This window comes from Zarconia navalis LEGE 11467 (assembly GCF_015207075.1).
Classification (GTDB): Bacteria; Cyanobacteriota; Cyanobacteriia; order Cyanobacteriales; family Geitlerinemataceae; genus Zarconia; species Zarconia navalis.
In genome coordinates, this window is the sequence record NZ_JADEXN010000022.1 from 1 (window position 1) to 19,927 (window position 19,927).

At 49.0% G+C, this 19,927-nt stretch carries 17 protein-coding genes and 1 pseudogene; 12 read left to right on the top strand and 6 right to left on the bottom strand.

All coding sequences use genetic code 11. The features are described 5' to 3' along the window. Nucleotides 1–583 (top strand): annotated as a pseudogene (locus tag IQ235_RS02410) (S-layer family protein); the annotation flags it as partial. A 451-nt stretch (nucleotides 584–1,034) separates the two neighbouring features. Then, nucleotides 1,035–2,201, top strand: coding sequence for a hybrid sensor histidine kinase/response regulator (locus IQ235_RS02415; RefSeq protein ID WP_264319903.1), 1,167 nt, complete (start codon nucleotides 1,035–1,037; stop codon nucleotides 2,199–2,201). A gap of 79 nt (nucleotides 2,202–2,280) precedes the next feature. Here IQ235_RS02415 and apcB read toward each other — a convergent pair whose 3' ends face one another. Next, the gene (apcB, locus tag IQ235_RS02420; protein WP_264319904.1) at nucleotides 2,281–2,790 is read right to left on the bottom strand and encodes an allophycocyanin subunit beta; all 510 of its coding nucleotides are present in this window, start codon (nucleotides 2,788–2,790) and stop codon (nucleotides 2,281–2,283) included. A 358-nt stretch (nucleotides 2,791–3,148) separates the two neighbouring features. On the opposite strand from apcB, the gene IQ235_RS02425 reads away from it, so the two are divergent. The 3 genes from IQ235_RS02425 (at nucleotide 3,149) to IQ235_RS02435 (ending at nucleotide 8,027) form a co-directional block, all read left to right on the top strand. After that, nucleotides 3,149–5,332: a glutamine synthetase III family protein gene (locus IQ235_RS02425; RefSeq protein WP_264319905.1), complete on the top strand. Its 2,184-nt coding sequence runs from the start codon at nucleotides 3,149–3,151 to the stop codon at nucleotides 5,330–5,332. Nucleotides 5,333–5,716: 384 nt separating this feature from the next. Then, nucleotides 5,717–7,138 carry a type I glutamate--ammonia ligase gene (glnA, locus tag IQ235_RS02430; RefSeq protein ID WP_264319906.1) on the top strand — a complete coding sequence of 474 codons (1,422 nt, stop codon included), beginning with the start codon at nucleotides 5,717–5,719 and terminating at the stop codon, nucleotides 7,136–7,138. A gap of 661 nt (nucleotides 7,139–7,799) precedes the next feature. Next, nucleotides 7,800–8,027 carry a zinc ribbon domain-containing protein gene (locus tag IQ235_RS02435; RefSeq protein WP_319592537.1) on the top strand — a complete coding sequence of 76 codons (228 nt, stop codon included), beginning with the start codon at nucleotides 7,800–7,802 and terminating at the stop codon, nucleotides 8,025–8,027. A gap of 11 nt (nucleotides 8,028–8,038) precedes the next feature. On the opposite strand, the gene IQ235_RS02440 is transcribed toward IQ235_RS02435, so the two are convergent. After that, on the bottom strand, nucleotides 8,039–9,457 hold the full coding sequence (locus tag IQ235_RS02440) for a tetratricopeptide repeat protein (RefSeq protein ID WP_264319907.1): 1,419 nt from the start codon (nucleotides 9,455–9,457) through the stop codon (nucleotides 8,039–8,041). Between the two features lie 97 nt (nucleotides 9,458–9,554). Between IQ235_RS02440 and IQ235_RS02445 the strand changes: the two genes are divergently transcribed. The 3 genes from IQ235_RS02445 to IQ235_RS02455 all read left to right on the top strand — a co-directional run bounded on the left by IQ235_RS02445 (nucleotide 9,555) and on the right by IQ235_RS02455 (nucleotide 11,643). Further along, nucleotides 9,555–10,730 carry an esterase-like activity of phytase family protein gene (locus IQ235_RS02445; RefSeq protein ID WP_264319908.1) on the top strand — a complete coding sequence of 392 codons (1,176 nt, stop codon included), beginning with the start codon at nucleotides 9,555–9,557 and terminating at the stop codon, nucleotides 10,728–10,730. A 106-nt stretch (nucleotides 10,731–10,836) separates the two neighbouring features. After that, nucleotides 10,837–11,427 carry a chromophore lyase CpcT/CpeT gene (locus tag IQ235_RS02450; protein ID WP_264319909.1) on the top strand — a complete coding sequence of 197 codons (591 nt, stop codon included), beginning with the start codon at nucleotides 10,837–10,839 and terminating at the stop codon, nucleotides 11,425–11,427. Between the two features lie 12 nt (nucleotides 11,428–11,439). Next, the gene (locus IQ235_RS02455; protein ID WP_264319910.1) at nucleotides 11,440–11,643 is read left to right on the top strand and encodes a PDDEXK family nuclease; all 204 of its coding nucleotides are present in this window, start codon (nucleotides 11,440–11,442) and stop codon (nucleotides 11,641–11,643) included. Nucleotides 11,644–11,721: 78 nt separating this feature from the next. On the opposite strand, the gene IQ235_RS02460 is transcribed toward IQ235_RS02455, so the two are convergent. Together IQ235_RS02460 and IQ235_RS02465 are read right to left on the bottom strand one after the other, a co-directional pair. Further along, the gene (locus IQ235_RS02460) at nucleotides 11,722–12,297 is read right to left on the bottom strand and encodes a Uma2 family endonuclease (RefSeq protein WP_264319911.1); all 576 of its coding nucleotides are present in this window, start codon (nucleotides 12,295–12,297) and stop codon (nucleotides 11,722–11,724) included. 137 nt (nucleotides 12,298–12,434) lie between these two features. Next, entirely contained in the window at nucleotides 12,435–13,031 is a 597-nt protein-coding gene (locus tag IQ235_RS02465; protein WP_264319912.1) for a Uma2 family endonuclease, read from the bottom strand. Nucleotides 13,032–13,377: 346 nt separating this feature from the next. On the opposite strand from IQ235_RS02465, the gene IQ235_RS02470 reads away from it, so the two are divergent. After that, entirely contained in the window at nucleotides 13,378–14,568 is a 1,191-nt protein-coding gene (locus IQ235_RS02470) for a class I SAM-dependent methyltransferase (RefSeq protein ID WP_264319913.1), read from the top strand. Here IQ235_RS02470 and IQ235_RS02475 read toward each other — a convergent pair. Next, on the bottom strand, nucleotides 14,554–15,303 hold the full coding sequence (locus tag IQ235_RS02475) for a tetratricopeptide repeat protein (RefSeq protein ID WP_264319914.1): 750 nt from the start codon (nucleotides 15,301–15,303) through the stop codon (nucleotides 14,554–14,556). The two genes, IQ235_RS02470 and IQ235_RS02475, sit on opposite strands and share 15 nt — an antisense overlap. Before the next feature lie 543 nt (nucleotides 15,304–15,846). Between IQ235_RS02475 and IQ235_RS02480 the strand changes: the two genes are divergently transcribed. From IQ235_RS02480 to gatC, 3 genes are all read left to right on the top strand, one after another. After that, entirely contained in the window at nucleotides 15,847–17,355 is a 1,509-nt protein-coding gene (locus IQ235_RS02480) for a UbiD family decarboxylase (protein ID WP_264319915.1), read from the top strand. Nucleotides 17,356–17,581: 226 nt separating this feature from the next. Continuing rightward, nucleotides 17,582–18,088, top strand: coding sequence for a photosystem I assembly protein Ycf3 (locus IQ235_RS02485; RefSeq protein WP_264319916.1), 507 nt, complete (start codon nucleotides 17,582–17,584; stop codon nucleotides 18,086–18,088). A 282-nt stretch (nucleotides 18,089–18,370) separates the two neighbouring features. Next, complete coding sequence (gene gatC / locus IQ235_RS02490; protein ID WP_264319917.1) at nucleotides 18,371–18,658, top strand: Asp-tRNA(Asn)/Glu-tRNA(Gln) amidotransferase subunit GatC; 288 nt, start codon at nucleotides 18,371–18,373, stop codon at nucleotides 18,656–18,658. A gap of 18 nt (nucleotides 18,659–18,676) precedes the next feature. On the opposite strand, the gene IQ235_RS02495 is transcribed toward gatC, so the two are convergent. Further along, a partial coding sequence (locus tag IQ235_RS02495; protein WP_264319918.1) for a sensor histidine kinase occupies nucleotides 18,677–19,927 on the bottom strand: 1,251 nt, incomplete at its 5' end.

Below are 19,927 nucleotides of genomic sequence, written 5' to 3' on the forward strand. Positions count from 1 at the left end.
GAATACCGATGGCGGTAATATCACGATCGATACCGACACCCTGGTTGCCCTGGAAAATAGCGACATTACCGCAAATGCCCAACAAGGATTCGGCGGTCGGGTTAGTATCCTCGCCAGCGGGGTTTTTGGGACTCAGTTTCGAGACGTACAGACTCCCGATAGCGATATTACCGCTACCTCAGAACTGGGGGCAGCCTTTAGCGGCGTAGTAACGGTGCAAACGCCGGATGTCGATCCCGGCGCGGGGTTGGTTCAGTTACCCGACAATCCGATCGACCGGGCCGCGCAGGTGGTCTCTGGGTGCGGAGCCTATGCCAACAGTCAATTTATCGTCACCGGACGAGGGGGACTTCCGGAAGACCCGACCGATCCGATTTCTCCTGGAACGGTATGGCGCGATTGGCAAAATTTCTCGGCAGCAGCGGAAACAACTGGCAAGTTGCAAGTGCTGCTTCCTCAACCTTCCCCCCTTATCGAAGCCACGGGATGGACGATCGACGATGCCGGACAGGTCGAACTGATTGCGGCGATTCCTTCAGAAGATCGTGGTGGTGCGTGGGGGGAGCGATCGAATTGTCTGTGATGAAGGTTTTCTCGTACCTTCAGGTTAAGCTATCACTCTCCCTGCCACTCAGCCTCCTTGTCACCTCTTGTGTCGCTTTTTTAATCGAATTTTGTCTAAACTCCAGTCGGTCAATTCGGTGTAAATACTGAGCAAATCCAAAAAATATACGCAGATCGAAACTCGGTAATCTACTGATGCCAAGACCGATTGAAATAAGCCTTAATAGATAATATGAAAGTTTCTATCGGATTCTAATTCTAGCAAGTTCTCAGTTGAATTTAAAATCAAGATTTCGACTCAAGAAATTGCTTATTTTTGAATGTAGACTTATCCGGGAATTACGTATGGGCGAGTTTATTTTGCGGTGTTGATACGTGACGCTGCGTGGCTATACACGTCCTACTTATAGAAGCTTTGCATAAGTCTTATCTATTCTAGTTTCTAAATATAGTCCTAACCAAATGAAACTATGTATAAAAACAAAATTTTAATTGTCGAAGACGAACTAATTGCTGCCGCAAATATTGCTAGATATCTCCAAAAAGAAGGATATCAAGTTATCGCGAAAGTCAATTCTGGAGAAAAAGCTCTCGAACAAGTAGACAGAGAGATTCCCGACTTAGTGCTAATGGATATCATGCTTAGAGGTAAGCTTGATGGAATCGAAACTGCCTCGCGAATTCGCCAGCGATATCGAATGCCTATTGTTTATATTACGGCTTATGCCGATCGTGCGACTCTCGATCGAGCCAAGGAAACCGAACCCTATGGCTATTTGGTCAAACCGTTTAAGTCTCAAGATATCAGCACCACGATCGAAATGGCTCTCCAGAAACGCAAAGGGGAGAAAAAAATTGAAGATCGACTCGATACCGTCACGCAACTCAACCAACTGAAGTCTGAAACTTTGGCGATCGCTTCTCACGACTTACGCACTCCCCTTTCAACTATTCTCTGTTCTACCGAACTTCTCAAAAATTATAGCGATAAGTTATCCTCAGACAAACAAAAAAAGCATCTCGATCGCATCAAATTTTCTGTCAATAATATGACAGATTTACTCGAAGATTTGCTAGTTACGAATCAATTAGAAGCCGATCGAATCACCTGTAATTTAGATTCGATCGATTTAGTCTCATTTTGCCAGCGTTTAATCGAACAGTTGCAACCGCTCTCCAAAAAACATCGACTCGATCTGGTTTTTACAAAGCCATTACCAGACCTAGGGGGCAAACTCCCCCAACTCGATAACAGACTCCTGCGTCAAATCCTCACGAATTTACTCTCGAATGCAATTAAATATTCTCCCGATGGTGGTAAAGTTTTATTGCAGGTCACTCTCGAAGCTCAACAAGTCACCTTCGAAATCCAAGATTGGGGAATTGGGATTCCGGCTGAGTTCCAGGAAAAATTGTTTCGACAATTCGAGCGGGGAACTAATGTTGGTGCGGTTCAAGGTACGGGATTGGGTTTGTATATTGTCAAACAAGCGGTGACCCGACATTGCGGGACGATCTCGCTCGAGAGTCAAGAGGCCCTAGGAACTACCTTTACCGTCACTTTGCCATCGGCAGTATCGAGGGTAGAAATTGACCCTATTGAAAAAGATGACCCAAGCTGTGTGACTTGCCATTAGCACGGGTCATCTGATTATCGATTGTATTTTTGAGAATCTTTCGGATATGCCATCGACGAACAATCGATCGCAGACTGGCTCAAACGTCCGTTTCGCCCAACTCGCGAATCATGTGATCGAACGGCTCGTCTAAAAATGCCGAATTTTCAATTCCAGCTTCGGCTACCCGAGTACGAACGATATCTTTGAGGATACCGATACCGATAACGGTCGGGCCGATGGCAACGTTGAGAGAATTATAGGTTTCCCGCAAACCAGCCAATACCCGCTCGTTGAGAACGTCGGTATTGCCAGCAACCCAAGCATAAGTGGCATAGCGCAGGTAGTAGTCCATATCCCGCAAGCAAGCGGCATAGCGACGGGTCGTGTAGGCGCTTCCTCCAGGGCGAATGAGTTCGGGTAAATCGCTAAAGAGCGCCGAGCCAGCCTGCTTGACAATGGCGGCGGCATTGGTATTGACCGCAGCGGCTGCTTGTACCCGTGCCGTGCCCGTCTCGAAGTAAGACTTGAGGCGATCCATCGCATCGCGATCGAGGTAGCGTCCGGTTACGTCGTAGTTTTTTATCAGAGTTGTAATTGCGTCTTGCATGAAATTTATCTTTTGTAATCTCTTTTGACAGCAGGTTGACCAGCCACACCCAGACCGATCGCACCCGTATATTAGTGTATCAGCGAGCGCTCGCGAACAACTACGAAGCTTATGGGAGGTATGGGATAGGGGGATGAATCGGTGGAGGCGAGTAATTCGAGAGATGGTTCGGGGACTTGTATTTTCGGACTTGATTTGCGATCGTCACTGACTCAAAATCGAAGACACAACTTTTTGTGTCGATATCACTCGATCCCCTCAAATAGAGCAAGAGGTCTAATTCGCATTTGGTATATCTGATATCTATTTTCAGAATCAGCTTTGACTATCATGGTCGGGTTAACCCCGAAGAAAAACCATGAGTGGAAATACAGGAAATACAGCCCGCACCCAAGCCGTTCATCAGATTGCCAATCGAGAGGCGATGCCGCCAAAGGCACCAGAACGTTTAGAAGATATCTGGGCCCAAAACGTCTTTAACCTCAATAAAATGCAGGCGAGTCTGCCCAAAACCGTTTTTAAATCGATCGAAAAAACAATTACCAACGGAGAGAAACTCGACCCTTCTATTGCAGATGCCGTTGCGAACGCAATGAAGGACTGGGCGATATCAAAAGGGGCGCTCTACTATGCCCACGTATTCTATCCGATGACCAACCAGACCGCAGAAAAGCACGATGGTTTCATCTCCGTACAAAAAAACGGTAACGTTATTTCCGAATTTTCCGGCAAATTGCTGGTACAAGGAGAACCCGATGGCTCTTCCTTCCCCAATGGCGGTATTCGCGGTACTTTTGAAGCGCGGGGATATACAGCCTGGGATGTGACCAGTCCAGCCTACATCATGGAAACAGACAATGGGGCAACGCTGTGCATCCCCACTGTTTTCGTGTCCTGGACGGGGGAAGCACTCGATAAAAAGGTGCCCCTCTTACGCTCGATCGCAGCAATGGATAAATCCGCCAGCAAGGTTTTGAAGCTGCTCGGACATGAAGATGTCGCTCGCGTGAACTCTAGCTGCGGTTCCGAGCAAGAATACTTTTTAGTGGATGCGAATTTTGCCACCCAACGTCCCGATTTACTCCTCGCCGGACGAACGCTGTTTGGTAAAGCTCCTGCAAAAGGTCAAGAATTTGACGATCATTACTTTGGTGCGATTCCGCATCGGGTTCAAGTCTTCATGCAGGATGTAGAGGAGAAGCTGTACAAACTCGGCATTCCTGCCAAAACCCGACATAATGAAGTCGCTCCGGGGCAATTTGAAATTGCCCCGTTTTTTGAAGCGGCAAACGTGGCAAGCGACCATCAACAACTCACCATGACCGTTCTCAAGCATACTGCGAAGAAGCATGGTTTTGTGTGTTTGCTCCACGAAAAACCTTTTGCGGGTATCAACGGTTCCGGTAAACACGTCAACTGGTCTGTTGGTAACTCCACTCAAGGCAACTTACTCGATCCGGGGGACTCTCCCCATGAAAACGCTCAATTCCTCGTTTTTTGCGGTGCGGTGATTCGGGGCGTTCATAAGTACGGTCCTCTGATGCGTGCGGCGATCGCAACGGCGAGTAACGATCATCGACTGGGAGCCAACGAAGCACCTCCAGCGATTATGTCGGTTTATTTGGGAACCCAACTCGAAGAAGTTTTCGAGCAAATTAAAGCCGGAACAGTCAGCGATTCCAAGAAGAAAGGTGTAATGGATATTGGGGTTGATGTCTTACCTCCCCTGAGCAAAGATGCTGGCGACAGGAACCGCACATCTCCCTTTGCCTTCACGGGAAATCGTTTTGAGTTCCGTGCCGTGGGATCGCACCAGTCGGTATCGGGCCCATTAATTGTTTTGAATACGATGCTCGCCGATTCTCTTGATTGGATCGGCAATCGTTTGGAGAGCGAATTATCCAACGGTGTAGAACTCAATGGGGCGATCGTCACGGTGCTCAAAGAGGTGATGGAAGAGCATGGTGCAGTCATCTTCGGCGGGAATGGCTATTCTGAAGAGTGGCACAAAATGGCGGTTGAGGAACGTGGCTTAGCCAACTTACCCACTACTGCCGATGCTTTGCCCTGCCTCAAAGAAGAATATATTGAAGACCTGTTTAAGAAGACGGGAGTTTTGACACCTGTCGAGCTTGAAAGCCGCTTTGAAGTTTATGCAGAGCAGTATATTCTCTCCATTGAAGTGGAAGCTAAGCTAGTCGTCAGTATGGCTAAAACCCTGATTTATCCGGCGGCAGTGGAGTATTTATCCACACTGTCCTCGACCATTGCGAGTTTGACGGATTTGGGAATTGACCTCGACAAAGAGAGTGCGAAGAAAGTTGCCGATCTGACGAATTCTATGCTGGCAGCGATCGGTAAATTGAGTGCGGCGATCGAGAAGCACGATTTCGCCTCAACCCGAGAGCATATGGAGTATTGCGCCCAAACCATTCGTCCTTTGATGGACGAGAGTCGCGAATACGTGGATGCCCTTGAAGGCGAAATTGCAGATTGTTTCTGGCCGTTGCCGACTTACCAAGAAATGTTGTTCGTCAAGTAACAGCAAGTCCACTCATTTCTAGATCCCCCGGCTCTTATGGATCGAAACCGATAAGAGCCGGGGGATTTTCCTGAATTTGGGCTCGGGAATGAATTCCTCTCTTATTCAGTGACTCGCTTCTTGCCACTCGAATATCTTCAACTCGAACCGATATTACTTGCGATCTTCGTGCAAATCTTTAAATATTCTTTTAATCGAAATTTTGTATCGTAGATTACTAATCTAAGGTTCTTCCTATCTCTAGGATGATTCAGGTGCAAACTACGATCGAGTCCCTTCATGTGGGTCTAAGCGCGCGCTTCAAGTTCAGCAGCGCATTAAGAGACATAAAAACTGGCAACCCGTAGCCGAACTTTTATTATTTTTTTAGGGAGAAGTAAACTCATGGCCGAAACGGCGCAAGAAGTCTTGAAAATGATTCAAGACGAAAATATCGAACTTATCGATCTCAAATTTGTCGATCTCTTCGGTATTTGGCAGCACTGCACTTTCCACCGCAGCCTGATCGATGAAGAGGCTTTCACCGAAGGGGTCGCTTTTGATGGTTCTAGCATTCGGGGTTGGAAAGCCATCAATGCTTCGGATATGTCGATGGTTGCCGATCCGACAACAGCTTGGATCGATCCGTTTATGGAAGTGCCGACCCTGAGCATGATCTGTAGCATTAAAGAACCCCGAACTGGGGAATGGTACGATCGCGATCCGCGCTCGGTGGCAGCAAAAGCTCTTGAATACCTCAAGTCTACGGGAATTGGCGATACGGTCTACTGCGGCCCGGAACCGGAATTCTTTATCTTCGATGATATCCGCTACGACCAGAACGAGCACGAAGGTTACTACCACATCGATTCGAGCGAAGGCCTGTGGAATTCCGGTCGGGTGGAAGCCGGGGGAAACCTAGGCTTTAAAACGGGTTACAAGCGCGGTTACTTCCCCGTCGCACCTTCGGATACCTTGCAAGATATCCGTAGCGAAATGCTGCTGACGATGGGCAAATGCGGCGTACCGATCGAAAAACACCACCACGAGGTGGGAACGGCCGGACAGTGCGAGTTGGGGATGCGATTTGCCTCTCTAATTCAGGCGGCCGACTACGCCCTGACTTACAAGTACGTGGTGAAGAACGTCGCTCGCAAGCACGGTAAGTCTGCCACCTTTATGCCCAAGCCGGTATTTAACGACAACGGCACCGGAATGCACACCCACATGTCCATCTGGAAAAATGGGGAACCGCTGTTCTACGGGGATAAATACGCAGACTTGAGTCAATTGGCGCTCAACTTTATCGGTGGATTGCTCCACCACGCACCAGCGGTTTTGGCGTTTACCAACCCGTCTTTGAACTCCTACAAGCGTTTGGTTCCCGGTTTTGAAGCCCCGGTGAACTTGGCTTACTCTCAAGGAAACCGCTCGGCTTCGATTCGGATTCCTCTCTCGGGTGGCAATCCGAAGGCCAAGCGGATCGAGTTCCGCTGTCCCGATGCGACGGCGAACCCGTATCTGGCGTTTACGGCAATGCTGTGTGCCGGAATCGATGGGATTAAGAACGAGATCGATCCGGGTGAATCGCTCGATGTGGATATCTACGAACTCAGCCCGGAAGAGCTGAGCAAGATTCCGTCTACACCGGGTTCTTTGGAAGGGGCACTCGCGGCGCTGGAGAAAGACCACGCCTTCTTGACGGAACCGGGTATTCTCTCGGAAGACTTCATCGACAACTACATTACTTACAAACTCGATAACGAGGTCAACCCGATGCGGTTGCGTCCTCACCCTTACGAGTTTGCGCTCTACTACGATGCTTAATCTCGATTAGTATTGATTTATAGAAAGCGATCGCCTCAATGGGGCGATCGCTTTTTAGTGGCAACATTGAGGGGAAATGAGGGACGGGAGATGAGGAAGCAGGTGAAGCTGGGGGCACAACGACCGGCGAGCGCGACTGGGGGGAGCAAAACCCTTGAATTTTCGTTGTCCTTGCGATCGACAATTGCCCAATTGCAAAAAAACAAAAAACTATTCCCTGTGAGGAGATGAGGAGGAGGAGTACAGGGGCAATATTTGATGTTCGAGTTTGATGGGCATTAATTATGAAGAGGGGATTGGAATCACCATAGGCTGGAAGTATTTTCGTACTAACTTGCAAAAATTAATATCTTTTGAGAAAAGATAAAAAATAAAATTGAGCGAGTATAATTCGCCTCAAAATTTGTTTAAATTTGTCCGGGAAACCGACCTTAAACGATCGGGAAAGCACAGTTTACATTTTACCGGAACGAGATGGGGATCGCGCTTATACCGGCGATCCCCACTTTATTTTTATTGACGCGGCCTAAAAACCGTGACATAATAATGAAATAGTAAATTCTTGTTTTTTCTTATCAATTCTTTATGACTCGGTAAAACAACTTACGATCGATTAACTTAAAAACCGTAAGCGACAATACTTTTTAATTTTTTCTTAACAATGCTTCAACAATTAACAAAAACTGAAGAACGCGAAGAAATGCGACTGGATGCAAAATATGCAATTCGCTGTCCGAACTGCGGCAGTCATGCCGAACGCCATCACCTTCTAGATAGTCAGTTGACTCGGACGCAATGTCCGACGTGCGATTACCTAATGGTGACTTGCTCTCGGACTGGAAATGTGATCGAGGCATATTCGCCCGGTTTGTACGGTTATCCCCATTAATCCCATGAGGCTTACCGAGGACTCTGTTGTCGGATGCGCTCGATTTTCAGGGCGAAGTAGTCTTGACGATCGCCGAGTTGCTGGGCAATTTCGAGAGCTTTGAGGTAAGCCTGGAGGGCTTGGGGATAAGCTCCGGTAAGTTGGAAAAGTTCTCCCATGCGATCGTAGGCGATGGTCATGCCGTAGCGATCGCGAGCCAGTTGGAGAACGTCGATTTGGGTTTGGTACACTTGCAGTGCTTCTGAGAATCGATCGAGAGATTCGTAGAGGGCAGCGAGTTCGGTTAGGGCGGTGCTGGCACGGTAGAACTGCTGTAACGTCCAGGAAAAGATATAGGTTTCTCGGTAGACTTGCTCGGCGAAGCGGATGTTGGTGTCGGCTGATTCCAGGCTGCGCTCGGCGAGTTCTTGCTGGTTTTCGGTTTGCAGTGCGGCGGCGATTTCTCTGTCAAGGTGACTGAGGTGGACGTAGTCGGCGGCGATTTCCAGCCTCAGATCGACAATTTCAGCTTGGGTGGCGGGGGTTATTGTTTGTCGCTCGATGAGGACAACCAATTGCTGGCGCACTTCGATCGAACGTTGTGTGACTTCTCGCTGGCGATCGAGGGGTAACAAAAGTTGCTGCATTTTACGGTAGGTAAACGCCAGTTGTTGGAGATAGGTGGCTTCGTCGTCAGTATCTTTGCGAAATTTTGCGATCGCGAGTAAATCTTCGTAGGATTGGGCGGCTGCCGGATAATCGAGAGCATCCAAGCTAATGCGGGCGAGGTTTTGGAGGGCTTCTTCTTCCTCGGATTTATCTTGTCGGCGGCGGGATTCAGTGAGGACTTGTTGTAACAGAGGGACTGCTCGTTCTGGTGCCCCGGTTCGATCGTAAGCCACTCCGAGGGCTTGCAACACCTCTAAATCTACCGTCGCTCTTTCTTCGTCGTCCTCGCACTCGTCGGGTTCGAGTTGCTCTTCTTGGATTTGTCGCAACCGGGCGGAAACCAGTTGTAATTGGACGAAGTTGCCCTCATCTAAAGCATTTCCCCCCACTTCTCCCAGGGCTTCGATTTCGGAAACGGAGTCGGTGTAGCGACGCAGGCGCAGTTCCCGGTTCCACAGTTCGAAGGCTTCGAGAACGTTTCCGGCGGCAAATTCTGCTTCTGCTTGGGTGTTGAGTTCGTCGAGGGCGCGATCGAGGGTTTGGCGTTCTGCATCGCTCAATTCGCGATCGGGATCGGGGAGGAGAGGATCGGGTTCGGTTAGTTGTAGGGGATTGGCAAAAATATCTTCGATATCTTCGGTTTGGGCGATCGCGTTTGGGGGTTGGGGAATGGATTTACCCGATGCCGAAGGCATTGCGACACATCCCAATAGGAGGTACAGACTCAATGGGATATGGGGAATCCGGATGAATTTAGAGAGGAAGAATAAAGGGTGTTTCACGATCCCGATTCGGTTTAAGATGAGAAAATTAGCAATTCGATCGCCGATCTAAGCATAGATTTAAGAACGATCGTCCGAGAATTATTGTTCGATCGAGATGCCCCATTTATTAACCGCTTTATCTTGCCTCCGGCGATTGGTCGCCATCGCCTTAGTTTCGTTACTGGTTGCCTGTAGCTTGCCTCAAGTCCAAGCACGCGATCGAATCTTTCTCGATCTTTCCCTGGAATTCCTCGATGAGTATCAGTTAAAGGATACGAAATTTGAGGCGACTCCAGTGGGTGGGTTGTCAGCTTTAACTTACGATCGCGCCGAAGATCGATTTTACGCGATTTGCGACGATCGGGGCAACTTAGCACCGTCCCGGTTCTATTCGTTGAACATCACCTTCAATGCTGAAAACGACGACGAGATTAGCATCGACACCATCGCCATCGAAGATGTAACCACTCTCAAAAATGAAGACGGCGAACCCTACGTTGCGGGTTCCATCGATCCCGAAGGGATTGCTCTAACTCCGAATCGAACGGCGGTAATTTCCAGCGAAGGGGTTGCCTCGGAAGCGATCGAACCTTTTGTGGGGGAATACGATTTGACCACGGGAGAGTTGGTACAAACTTTCCCTCTGCCACCCTACTACGCCCCCGACGCGGCAGGAGAGTTACAGACCGTTGGGGTGCAAAATAATCTGGGTTTTGAAGCGCTGACCCTCAATTTCGGCGGCACGATCGCCAATGGCGAACCGTTTCGGGTTTTTGCGGCGACGGAGTCGGCATTATTACAAGATGTAGAGAATATTGATGAGTTGGCAGATCCTCCCCCAGAAGGGGCTAAAGCTCGATTGCTCCATTATCTGGTCACCGAAGGTCGCCCGCAAATTCTGGCGGAACATTTATATCGTTTAGATCCCCCTCCTTTTTTGGCGGTGAATGGGTTGACGGAATTGGTTTCTGTTGATGGTGGCGGTCATTTCTTGAGCTTGGAACGTAGCTTTGGTGTGGGGGGAAATGGAGCGAAGATTTTTCAGCTTGCCTTGGGGGATGCTAATGATATTGCCGGGTCGGAAACCTTGACGGGAGATGTTTCTGGGGTGCGATCGATTCGCAACGAATTGCTCTTAGATTTGGGAGAACTCGACATTACTTTAGATAACTTGGAGGGGATGACGTTGGGACCTCGGCTGCCCGATGGAAGCCAAAGTTTGCTCCTAGTTAGCGATGATAATTTTAGTGAAAACCAGATGACGCAGTTTTTACTATTTCGGTTGAAGTGATGGGGGGAAGAATTCGGAAATAGGGAATGGGAAATGGGGAATAGGAAAGACTTGTTCGTCGAACGTGTAAAGAAACTCTCGCGCAGTGCTATAACTGGATTTTAAGATGACTCATTCAACGGATATTACCACCCTCGTTCGCTGGATGGCGGCAGATTTTAGCAATCAAGAACAAGCTTTTGAAAATCCCCCGCTGTTCGCCCAAATTCGCGTGTGTATGCGTCCTTTACCCGATGAGTTGCTATCGGGGTACAGCGTGTATCTAGAACAAGCTTATTCGATTGCTTTGAACCAGCCGTACCGCTCTCGGGTATTGAAGTTTTTTACGGTGGACGATCGCATTCAAGTAGAGAATTACGCGATTCGGGATAAGGAGGAGTTTTTTGGGGCTTCTCGCGATCGGGAACGGTTGGCGAAATTAACAGCCGATCGCTTGGAGAAACTCCCCGGTTGCAATTTCATTGTGGAATGGACGGGAAATAGTTTTAAAGCGGTGGTGGAACCGGGTAAGGCTTGCATGGTGGAACGGGATGGCAAAAATACTTATCTCGATAGTACGTTTGAGGTCAGTGAAGCGGGATTAGTGAGTCTCGATCGGGGTCGCGATCCGCAAACGGACGAGCATCTTTGGGGTTCGATCGCCGGACCGTTTGAATTTGTGCGCTGGACGAGTTTCGCTTCGGAGGTGGAGGGTTGATTTGAATGAGTGATGAACCACTTGCAAAAGAAGATTCTTCACTGTCTCGAAAATGGAACTCAACTGGCTTGGTTAATTGATTTTGTGGGGAAGCAGGTTTGGGTCTGGCAAGGGGATAATTTACCGATTATTTTTTCGGAAGAGGAAACGTTACCGATGTGGGGAGAGTTGCCAGGGTTGACGGTTAATGACGTGATGGCGATGACCCGTCGGTAGTGGCTCTGGTTGAGAAAATTTTGTTATGAGATGGGTTGAGCGATCGCAAGCTGTTGATTTAAAAATCGATGCGATCGCCTAACTCAATCCAGAATCGAAGATTTGCCGTGCCGTCAGCTTGAGTTCGCCAAAGGTGGGAGAGAGAATCGTTTCTTCGATATACCGCCCTTCCTCCAGACACAATACCGTTATTTGCTCTTGCTGAGTATCCACAATCCAATATTCGGGAATTCCCGTTGCTTCGTATTGAGCGCGCTTACGTTGATAATCCCGTTCGCGACTCGTCTTCCCTGGACTGACTACTTCTACAACTAGCCTAGGTGGGGGCATCTCTAAGGTAATCGTCAATCGCTTCTGAGTCAGTTCCCAATGTTCTTGGCGTAGTACCACCAAATCGGGATAGCGGTTGGCGGCATCGCCCGATTGCAGAACGGGAACTTGAAGCTCGCAGGTGTGGGGTCTGATGAGTTGACGAGGTGCAAGCTGGGCGATCGCTAACACCCAAAATAGCTCCTGAGCGATCCAGTCGTTAATTCCAGATTCTGGTGGCAACGCAACTAGCTCCCCATCGATGAGTTCGTAGCGACGATCGGTATCGTCTTCATAGGCGAGATACTCTGCAAAGGTGAGTTTTCTGGGTTGGGTTGCGACCATGGGGAGAAGCTGTCACGTATTTAAATTTTACATCTGACTGGAAGGGGAAACGGGGAGATGGCGTTGAAACAAGTTGAACCCAGATCCACTTAACTGCATATTACGCTTAACTCCCAAAATTGTTTGAATGCGATCGCCTAACCCAATCCAGAGCTAAATATCTGTTTTACCGTCAGCTTTAATTGCGCAAAGGTGGGAGAGATAATCGCCGCCTCTTGACCAAACACACCCACTTCGATGTACCGTCCTTCCTCCAGACACAATACTGTCACTTGCTCTTGCTGAGTATCCACAATCCAATATTCGGGAATTCCCGTTGCTTCGTATTGAGCGCACTTACGTTGATAATCCCGTTCGCGACTCGTCTTCCCCGGACTGACTACTTCTACAACTAGCCTAGGTGGGGGCATCTCTAAGGTAATCGTCAATCGCTTCTGAGTCAGTTCCCAATGTTCTTGGCGCAGAACCACCAAATCGGGATAGCGGTTAGCGGCCTCTCCCGGTTGCAGCACTGGAACCTGAAGCTCGCAGGTGTGAATGGCAATTAGTGGAGGCGGAATCAGACCGCTACTGGCAAGAGAGAAAAATAAGTAGCGAGCGATCCAGTCATTAATTCCCGATTCTGGTGGCAATAGAACTAACTCCCCATCAATAAGTTCGTAGCGATTTTCGGTATCGTCTTCATAGGCGAGATACTCTTCAAAGGTCAGTTTTTGAGGTTGGGTTGTGACCATAGGGAGAACTCCCGAGATTGGCTGAGTGAGATCGCAACGTGTTGGGGAATTCGTCTAAAATCGATCGCCGTATTGATTGAAGTACGATAAGTAAATAAAGCTTCGCCCTGAAGTTAGAATACCACAACCCTGAAACAACGCAAAATCGTTCTCTAAATACTCGATTTCCCTTCAATTTTGTATCGTATACTACTTATTTTTTGACCCGTCACCTCAATTTCGATCGGCGAAGCGATCGCATCCCAAAATCTCTCCACCCTCATCCGTTTCTCCCCCAAAACTTCTCCCCAACAACAGAGCGCGGTAGAATAACCATCTGCATTCACACCATTCATCCCCGCGCCCGATGAACCCAGATATCAGCCAGGCCGTTCGCCAGCTCTACGACACCTATCCCTTCCCCCCCGAACCTCTCCTCGATGAGCCGCCACCGGGGTATAACTGGCGCTGGAATTGGCAGACGGCCTACAGCTTCTGCACGGGGATGAAACCCACTCGCCAGGACGTTCGCATCCTCGATGCCGGGTGCGGGACGGGGGTAGGAACCGAGTATTTGGTGCATCTGAACCCCGAAGCGCGGGTAACGGGTATCGATTTGAGTCCGGGGGCGCTGGAAGTGGCGCGGGAACGATGCCAGCGATCGGGTGCCGATCGGGTAGAATTCCAAAATCTGAGTATTTACGATGCCGATCGACTCGATGGGGAATTCAACTTAATTAACTGCGTCGGGGTTCTCCACCACCTTCCCGATCCGATTCGCGGCATCCAAGCCCTCGCTCCCAAACTCGCCCCCGGTGGCTTCTTCCACATTTTTGTCTATGCAGAATTGGGACGGCGAGAAATTCAACTGATGCAACAGGCAATTTCCCTACTTCAGGGAGACGAGAAAGAGGACTACGAAGCCGGAGTTCGGTTGGGACGGAAAATGTTCGCCGCCCTACCGGAGGATAACCGCATCGTTCGGGAAGACAAGCGACGCTGGGCGTTGGAGAATCATCGCGATGCCAACTTCGCTGATATGTACCTCCATCCCCAGGAGGTGGATTACAATGTCGATACCTTGTTTGAGTTAATCGATGCCTCGGGTTTAGAATTTATCGGTTTCTCCAACCCCCGCTACTGGCAGCTCGATCGCCTTTTAGGCAAAGATGACGAACTGATCGAACGATCGAAACACCTGAGCGATCGGCAATATTATCGCCTGGTGGAACTCCTCGATCCGGAACTGACCCACTACGAGTTTTTCCTGGGACGACCCCCCATTCCCAAAGCGGACTGGACGCAGGATGAGACCCTCCTCGCGGCGACTCCAGAACTGAGTCCGTGCATCCAAGGATGGCCCGATCGGACTATTTTCGACGGCGACTACCAACTGGTTTCTCTTACCGATAGCGAGCATGAGTTTTTGACGGGTTGCGAAGCGGGAGGGAAGACGGTGGGTAAGATTTTGGCGACGGTGGAATTGGGGTTAGATGGGGTGCGATCGCTTCAAGAGCGGCAGTTAATTCTTTTGAGTTCTGAGTCAATAGGTGGCTGATAAGCTAGATTCGTTTGCTGAGTGCCCTAACTTGCGCCGAACTGCGTCTAAATTGTTGAGGGTGAGTCTTTCCAAAGCTCGATCGCCAACTTCTCGGTGAATGGCTAAAGCTTGGTGGAAGTAGTCTCTTGCCTGGGAATACTCTCCGAGACTATCGTAAACTGTGCCCAAATTATCGAGACTCTTACCCTCATCAACTCGATCGCCAACATCACGTATGATGGCTAAAGATTGGTGCAGGTATTCCATTGCCTGGGAATACTCTCCCAAATCCTTGTAAACCATGCCCAAATTGTTCAGAGCGGTTCCTTCGTCAGAGCGATCGCCAACTTCCCGTGCGATCGCTAAAGATTGGTGGTAGTATTCCGTTGCCTGGGAATATTCTCCCAAACTATAGTAAACTGCTCCCAAATTGTTGAGAGTCTTACCCTCCCCAGCGCGATTACCAATATCCCGTGCGATCGCTAAAGATTGGTGGAGGTATTCCATTGCTTGGGGATACTCACCCAGGTCTGTGTAAACCAAACCCAAATTGTTGAGAGTTATTGCTTCCCCAGCTCGACTTCTCCATTTTCGATCGAGAAGAAGTATCTGCTGAAATTTATCGAGTGCAGCTTGGTCTTCACCTTTTGTCTGAAGTTCTGACGCTTCTGATTTTAGTCGCAATGCCTTGCTTATATAGCCGATATAGTATGTAATGACGAGTCCGATCGCACAACACCAGACAATGTTCACTACCCATCTCGCTCGATTCTTCATCTCCAGTCTTCTCCCAGTTGCGATACCGCTCTCATATTATGAGGTATCGTCGTAGACTTCGATCGCGATCGAGTTTTTGGCGTTTACAGATTGTCAGGACTAATATTTTGCACAGACGATCGCCATCGATCGCATCCTAAGCTAATGCGCATTTAAATCGTATATTCTCGGGCGCAAGGTAAAAATGCTCAAGTTCTCACCGTGTCTCCGTGTCCCCGTGTCTGTCCAAACTAGTAAATTAGATGCGTAGCAGCTTATCCCTTACGTTCGCCAGACAACTCAGCCCTGGGGTTTACGTCCGTTTGCAAGTTTGTTCATTTTGTCAATACTTTGTAAAATAAATTCAAAATCGCGATCGCCATTGTTTCCTCCACATTCGATCGTGCCAGTTGACACGACTGAGCAGCAAACCCCTGGGAACGAACGAACGCTTTCCCATGGGTGAAACCGGTTATAGAATTTCCCTCTTCAAATAATGTTAAGTTATTTTAAAGACACTTCACCCAGACGACACGACCAATGGCCAGAGACTTGCGGGGATTTCTCAAACTGCTTGAAGACCGGGGACAACTGCGCCGGATTAGCGCCCTGGTCGATCCAGATTTAGAGATTGCCGAGATTTCCAACCGAATGCTGCAAGCCGGAGGTCCCGGACTGCTGTTCGAGAACGTCAAAGGGGCAGACCATCCCGTCGCCGTGAACTTGATGGGAACCGAAGAACGAGTTTGTTGGGCGATGAATATGGAAAAACCCCAGGAATTAGAAGAACTGGGCAAAAAGTTGGGGATGTTGCAACAACCCAAACCCCCCAAGAAAATCTCCCAGGCGATCGAATTTGGCAAAGTTCTCTTCGATGTCGTCAAAGCCAAACCCGGTCGTAATTTCTTCCCCCCCTGCCAGCAAGTCGTCCTCGAAGGAGAAAACCTCGATCTCAACAAACTCCCCCTGATTCGCCCCTATCCCGGCGATGCAGGAAAAATCGTCACCCTGGGATTGGTAATTACCAAAGACTGCGAAACGGGAACGCCGAACGTGGGGGTGTATCGGTTGCAGTTGCAGTCAAAGAATACCATGACCGTCCATTGGCTGTCGGTTCGGGGAGGGGCAAGGCATCTACGAAAAGCCGCAGAACAGGGCAAGAAACTCGAAATTGCGATCGCCCTGGGGGTAGACCCCCTGATTATCATGGCCGCCGCCACGCCGATTCCCGTAGACCTGTCAGAATGGCTGTTTGCCGGACTATACGGCGGTTCCGGGGTTCCCCTCGCCAAGTGCAAAACCGTGGATTTGGAAGTCCCTGCGGACTCGGAATTCGTCCTCGAAGGCACGATTACCCCAGGGGAAATGCTCCCCGACGGCCCCTTCGGCGACCACATGGGGTACTACGGCGGCGTGGAAGATTCGCCCCTGATTCGCTTCGGTTGCATGACCCACCGCAAAGACCCCATTTATATGACCACCTTTAGCGGTCGTCCGCCGAAGGAAGAAGCGATGATGGCGATCGCCCTCAACCGCATTTATACCCCGATTCTGCGCCAGCAAGTGTCGGAAATTATCGATTTCTTCCTGCCCATGGAAGCCCTCAGCTACAAAGCGGCGATTATTTCGATCGATAAAGCCTATCCGGGGCAAGCGAGGCGGGCGGCTTTGGCATTTTGGAGTGCCCTGCCCCAGTTCACCTATACCAAGTTCGTCATCGTCGTAGACAAAGATATTAATATTCGCGATCCCCGTCAGGTGGTGTGGGCGATTTCCTCGAAAGTCGATCCTTCCCGCGACGTGTTTATCTTGCCGAATACCCCCTTCGATACCTTGGATTTTGCCAGTCAGAAAATTGGTTTGGGGGGACGTATGGGTATCGATGCCACCACCAAGATTCCCCCGGAGACGGAACACGAATGGGGAGAACCCCTCGAATCCGATGCCGATGTGGCGGCGATGGTGGAACGACGCTGGGCGGAGTACGGGTTAGCGGATGTGGATTTGAGCGAAGTCGATCCGAATAAGTTTGGCTACGAAATGGGGTAGGAAGCGCGGAAGCGCGGAATTCGGAGGCGCGGAATTTAAGAAAGTTTGAGGGCGGGTCGTTAGGAAAGCAGAGGATGCCGGGGGAAAAGGTGCCGGTTGAGTATGTCTTCCCTTGGGAAAATGCATTCCCCGATGTATCGATTGAAGTGGCCACATCGATAACACTCAAAAATGGTAGTAAGATCCACGTATAGAAAATCCACGCTTTAAGACGTACGGTATTGCTATGCCTCGGACTCAAAAGAACGATAACTTTATCGACAAAAGCTTCACCGTCATGGCCGACATCATTCTCAAGGTGTTGCCGACGAACAAAAGATCGAAAGAAGCGTTTGCCTACTATCGCGATGGGATGTCTGCCCAAGCCGATGGCGAGTATGCCGAGGCGCTGGACAACTACGAAGAAGCCCTCAAACTCGAAGACGATCCGAACGATCGCAGTTACGTCATCTACAATATGGGTCTGATTCATGCCAGCAATGGCGAACACGATCGTGCCCTCAAACTCTATAATGAAGCCCTCGAACTCAATCCCCAAATGCCCCAAGCCCTCAACAACATCGCGGTGATTTACCATTACAAAGGGGAAAAAACGAAGGAAGATGGCGATAGTGAGGGGGCTGAAGACTTTTTCGATCGAGCGGCCGACTATTGGAAGCAAGCCATTAGCCTCGCCCCAAACAACTACATCGAAGCCCAAAACTGGATGCAAAATACGGGTCGCGGAGGCTAGTCAAAATGTAAGATGCGTTAGACGGTGAATATTGGGGATGCCAAACACAACACGCTATCCTTCGTCTAGCATCCATCAAAACGTCACGACAGCCCTTAAGGCTTAAGTAATAAGTAATAAGTTGTAAGGATTCAGCCCGAATTCAACGAAACAAAGTCTCTTTATTCCAAAAAAAGTAAAAAACCAATTCATTTCTTGAATGATTTATTGAGAATTAGAGGTCAAACTTATTACTTATTACTTTAAAAGTATTGATTTTGAAAATATTACCCAACAAAATTAATGAGTACGATCGATCGAGAGCAAGTCCGGAAAGTCGCTCATTTAGCGCGACTGGAACTCACCGAAACGGAAGAAGAGCAATTTACCGCGCAACTGAGCAATATTTTAGACTATTTCAATCAGTTGAGCGAACTCGATACCGAAAATGTACCGCCGACGGCACGGGCGATCGACGTGAGTAACATGACTCGACCCGACGAACTGCAACCTTATACCAATCGAGATGAAATCTTCGAATCAGCACCGGAACAAGAAGGCGACTATTTTCGAGTTCCCAAGATTTTATAAGTTGATTTTCGGTAGACTTTAGGGTGTCGAGGATGACTGAAAATCGATAGGGATTATAATCCGAAAAGTTGCACCAACTCCCGGCGTAGAAATACACTGAAGCTCGCCACCGTGGAGTTTAGTAATAATCCGATCGCAAATTGACATCCCAATCCCCGTTCCTTTGCCGACGGGTTTCGTGGTAAAGAAGGGATCGAATATCCGTTTTTGTACCGATTCGGGAATTCCCAGGCCGTTATCGCCAATGCCGATGCAAACCCGATGGCTGTCGAGAACTTCGGTTGTAATGATAATAGTGGGAGCAAAACATTCCCGTTGTTCGATCGCCTCTTCTAAAGCATCAATGGCATTGGTGAGAATATTTAAAAAGACTTGGTTGAGCTGCCCGGCATAACATTCGATCTTCGATAAATTACCGTACTCGCGGATGACTTGTATTTCTGGAGTTCCTGCTTTTTCTTCCAATCGATACTGAAGCATTAATAAGGCACTCTCGATCCCTTCATGGAGATCGACTCGTTTGCGATCGGCTTCATCTACCCGCGAAAACGTTCGCAGCGATGTTACAACTCTCCGAATTCGCTGCGTACCTACCTGCATAGAACTCAGCAGCTTGGGTAAATCGTCCAGAATAAATTCGATATCGAGATCTTCAGCAATCTTGCGAATTTTTGGCGTGGGTTGCGGGTATTCGTTTTGATAGGCTGCGATCAGTCCGAGCAAATCTTCGATGTAAATTCGAGCGTGATTGAGATTACCGTGAATGAAGTTTGCGGGATTATTAATTTCGTGAGCGACACCTGCTACGAGTTGACCCAAACTTGACATTTTTTCCGTATGAATAAGCTGAGCCTGAGTTTGTCGCAATTCCAGTAAAGTTTGCTCTAACTGCTGCGTTTTGTGACGTAATTTGCCTTCGGCTAGTTTTTGTTGGGTAATATCTGTTGAAATTCCCCCAATGGCATAGGTTTGACCTTCGGTATTTTTCAAGGGAAACTTGACGGTTAAATAAGTACGAAGTCCGTCGGGCAAAGAGAGAATTTCTTCTGTGGAGATGGATATATCTCGATCGAGGACATCGCGATGGTTCTGCGATCGGTGGCGAGCAATGTTAGATGCGGGTAAGTCGGGTTCTGTTGGCTCGGAAACTCCTTGGGGATCGAGCTGCCAAACCTGCTGGGCTTGACGGTTAATCACCATATATTCCCCCGCTAAGTTTTCGATCGAAATTAGCGCCGGTGCGTAATCTAAAATCGCTTGGAGGCGCTG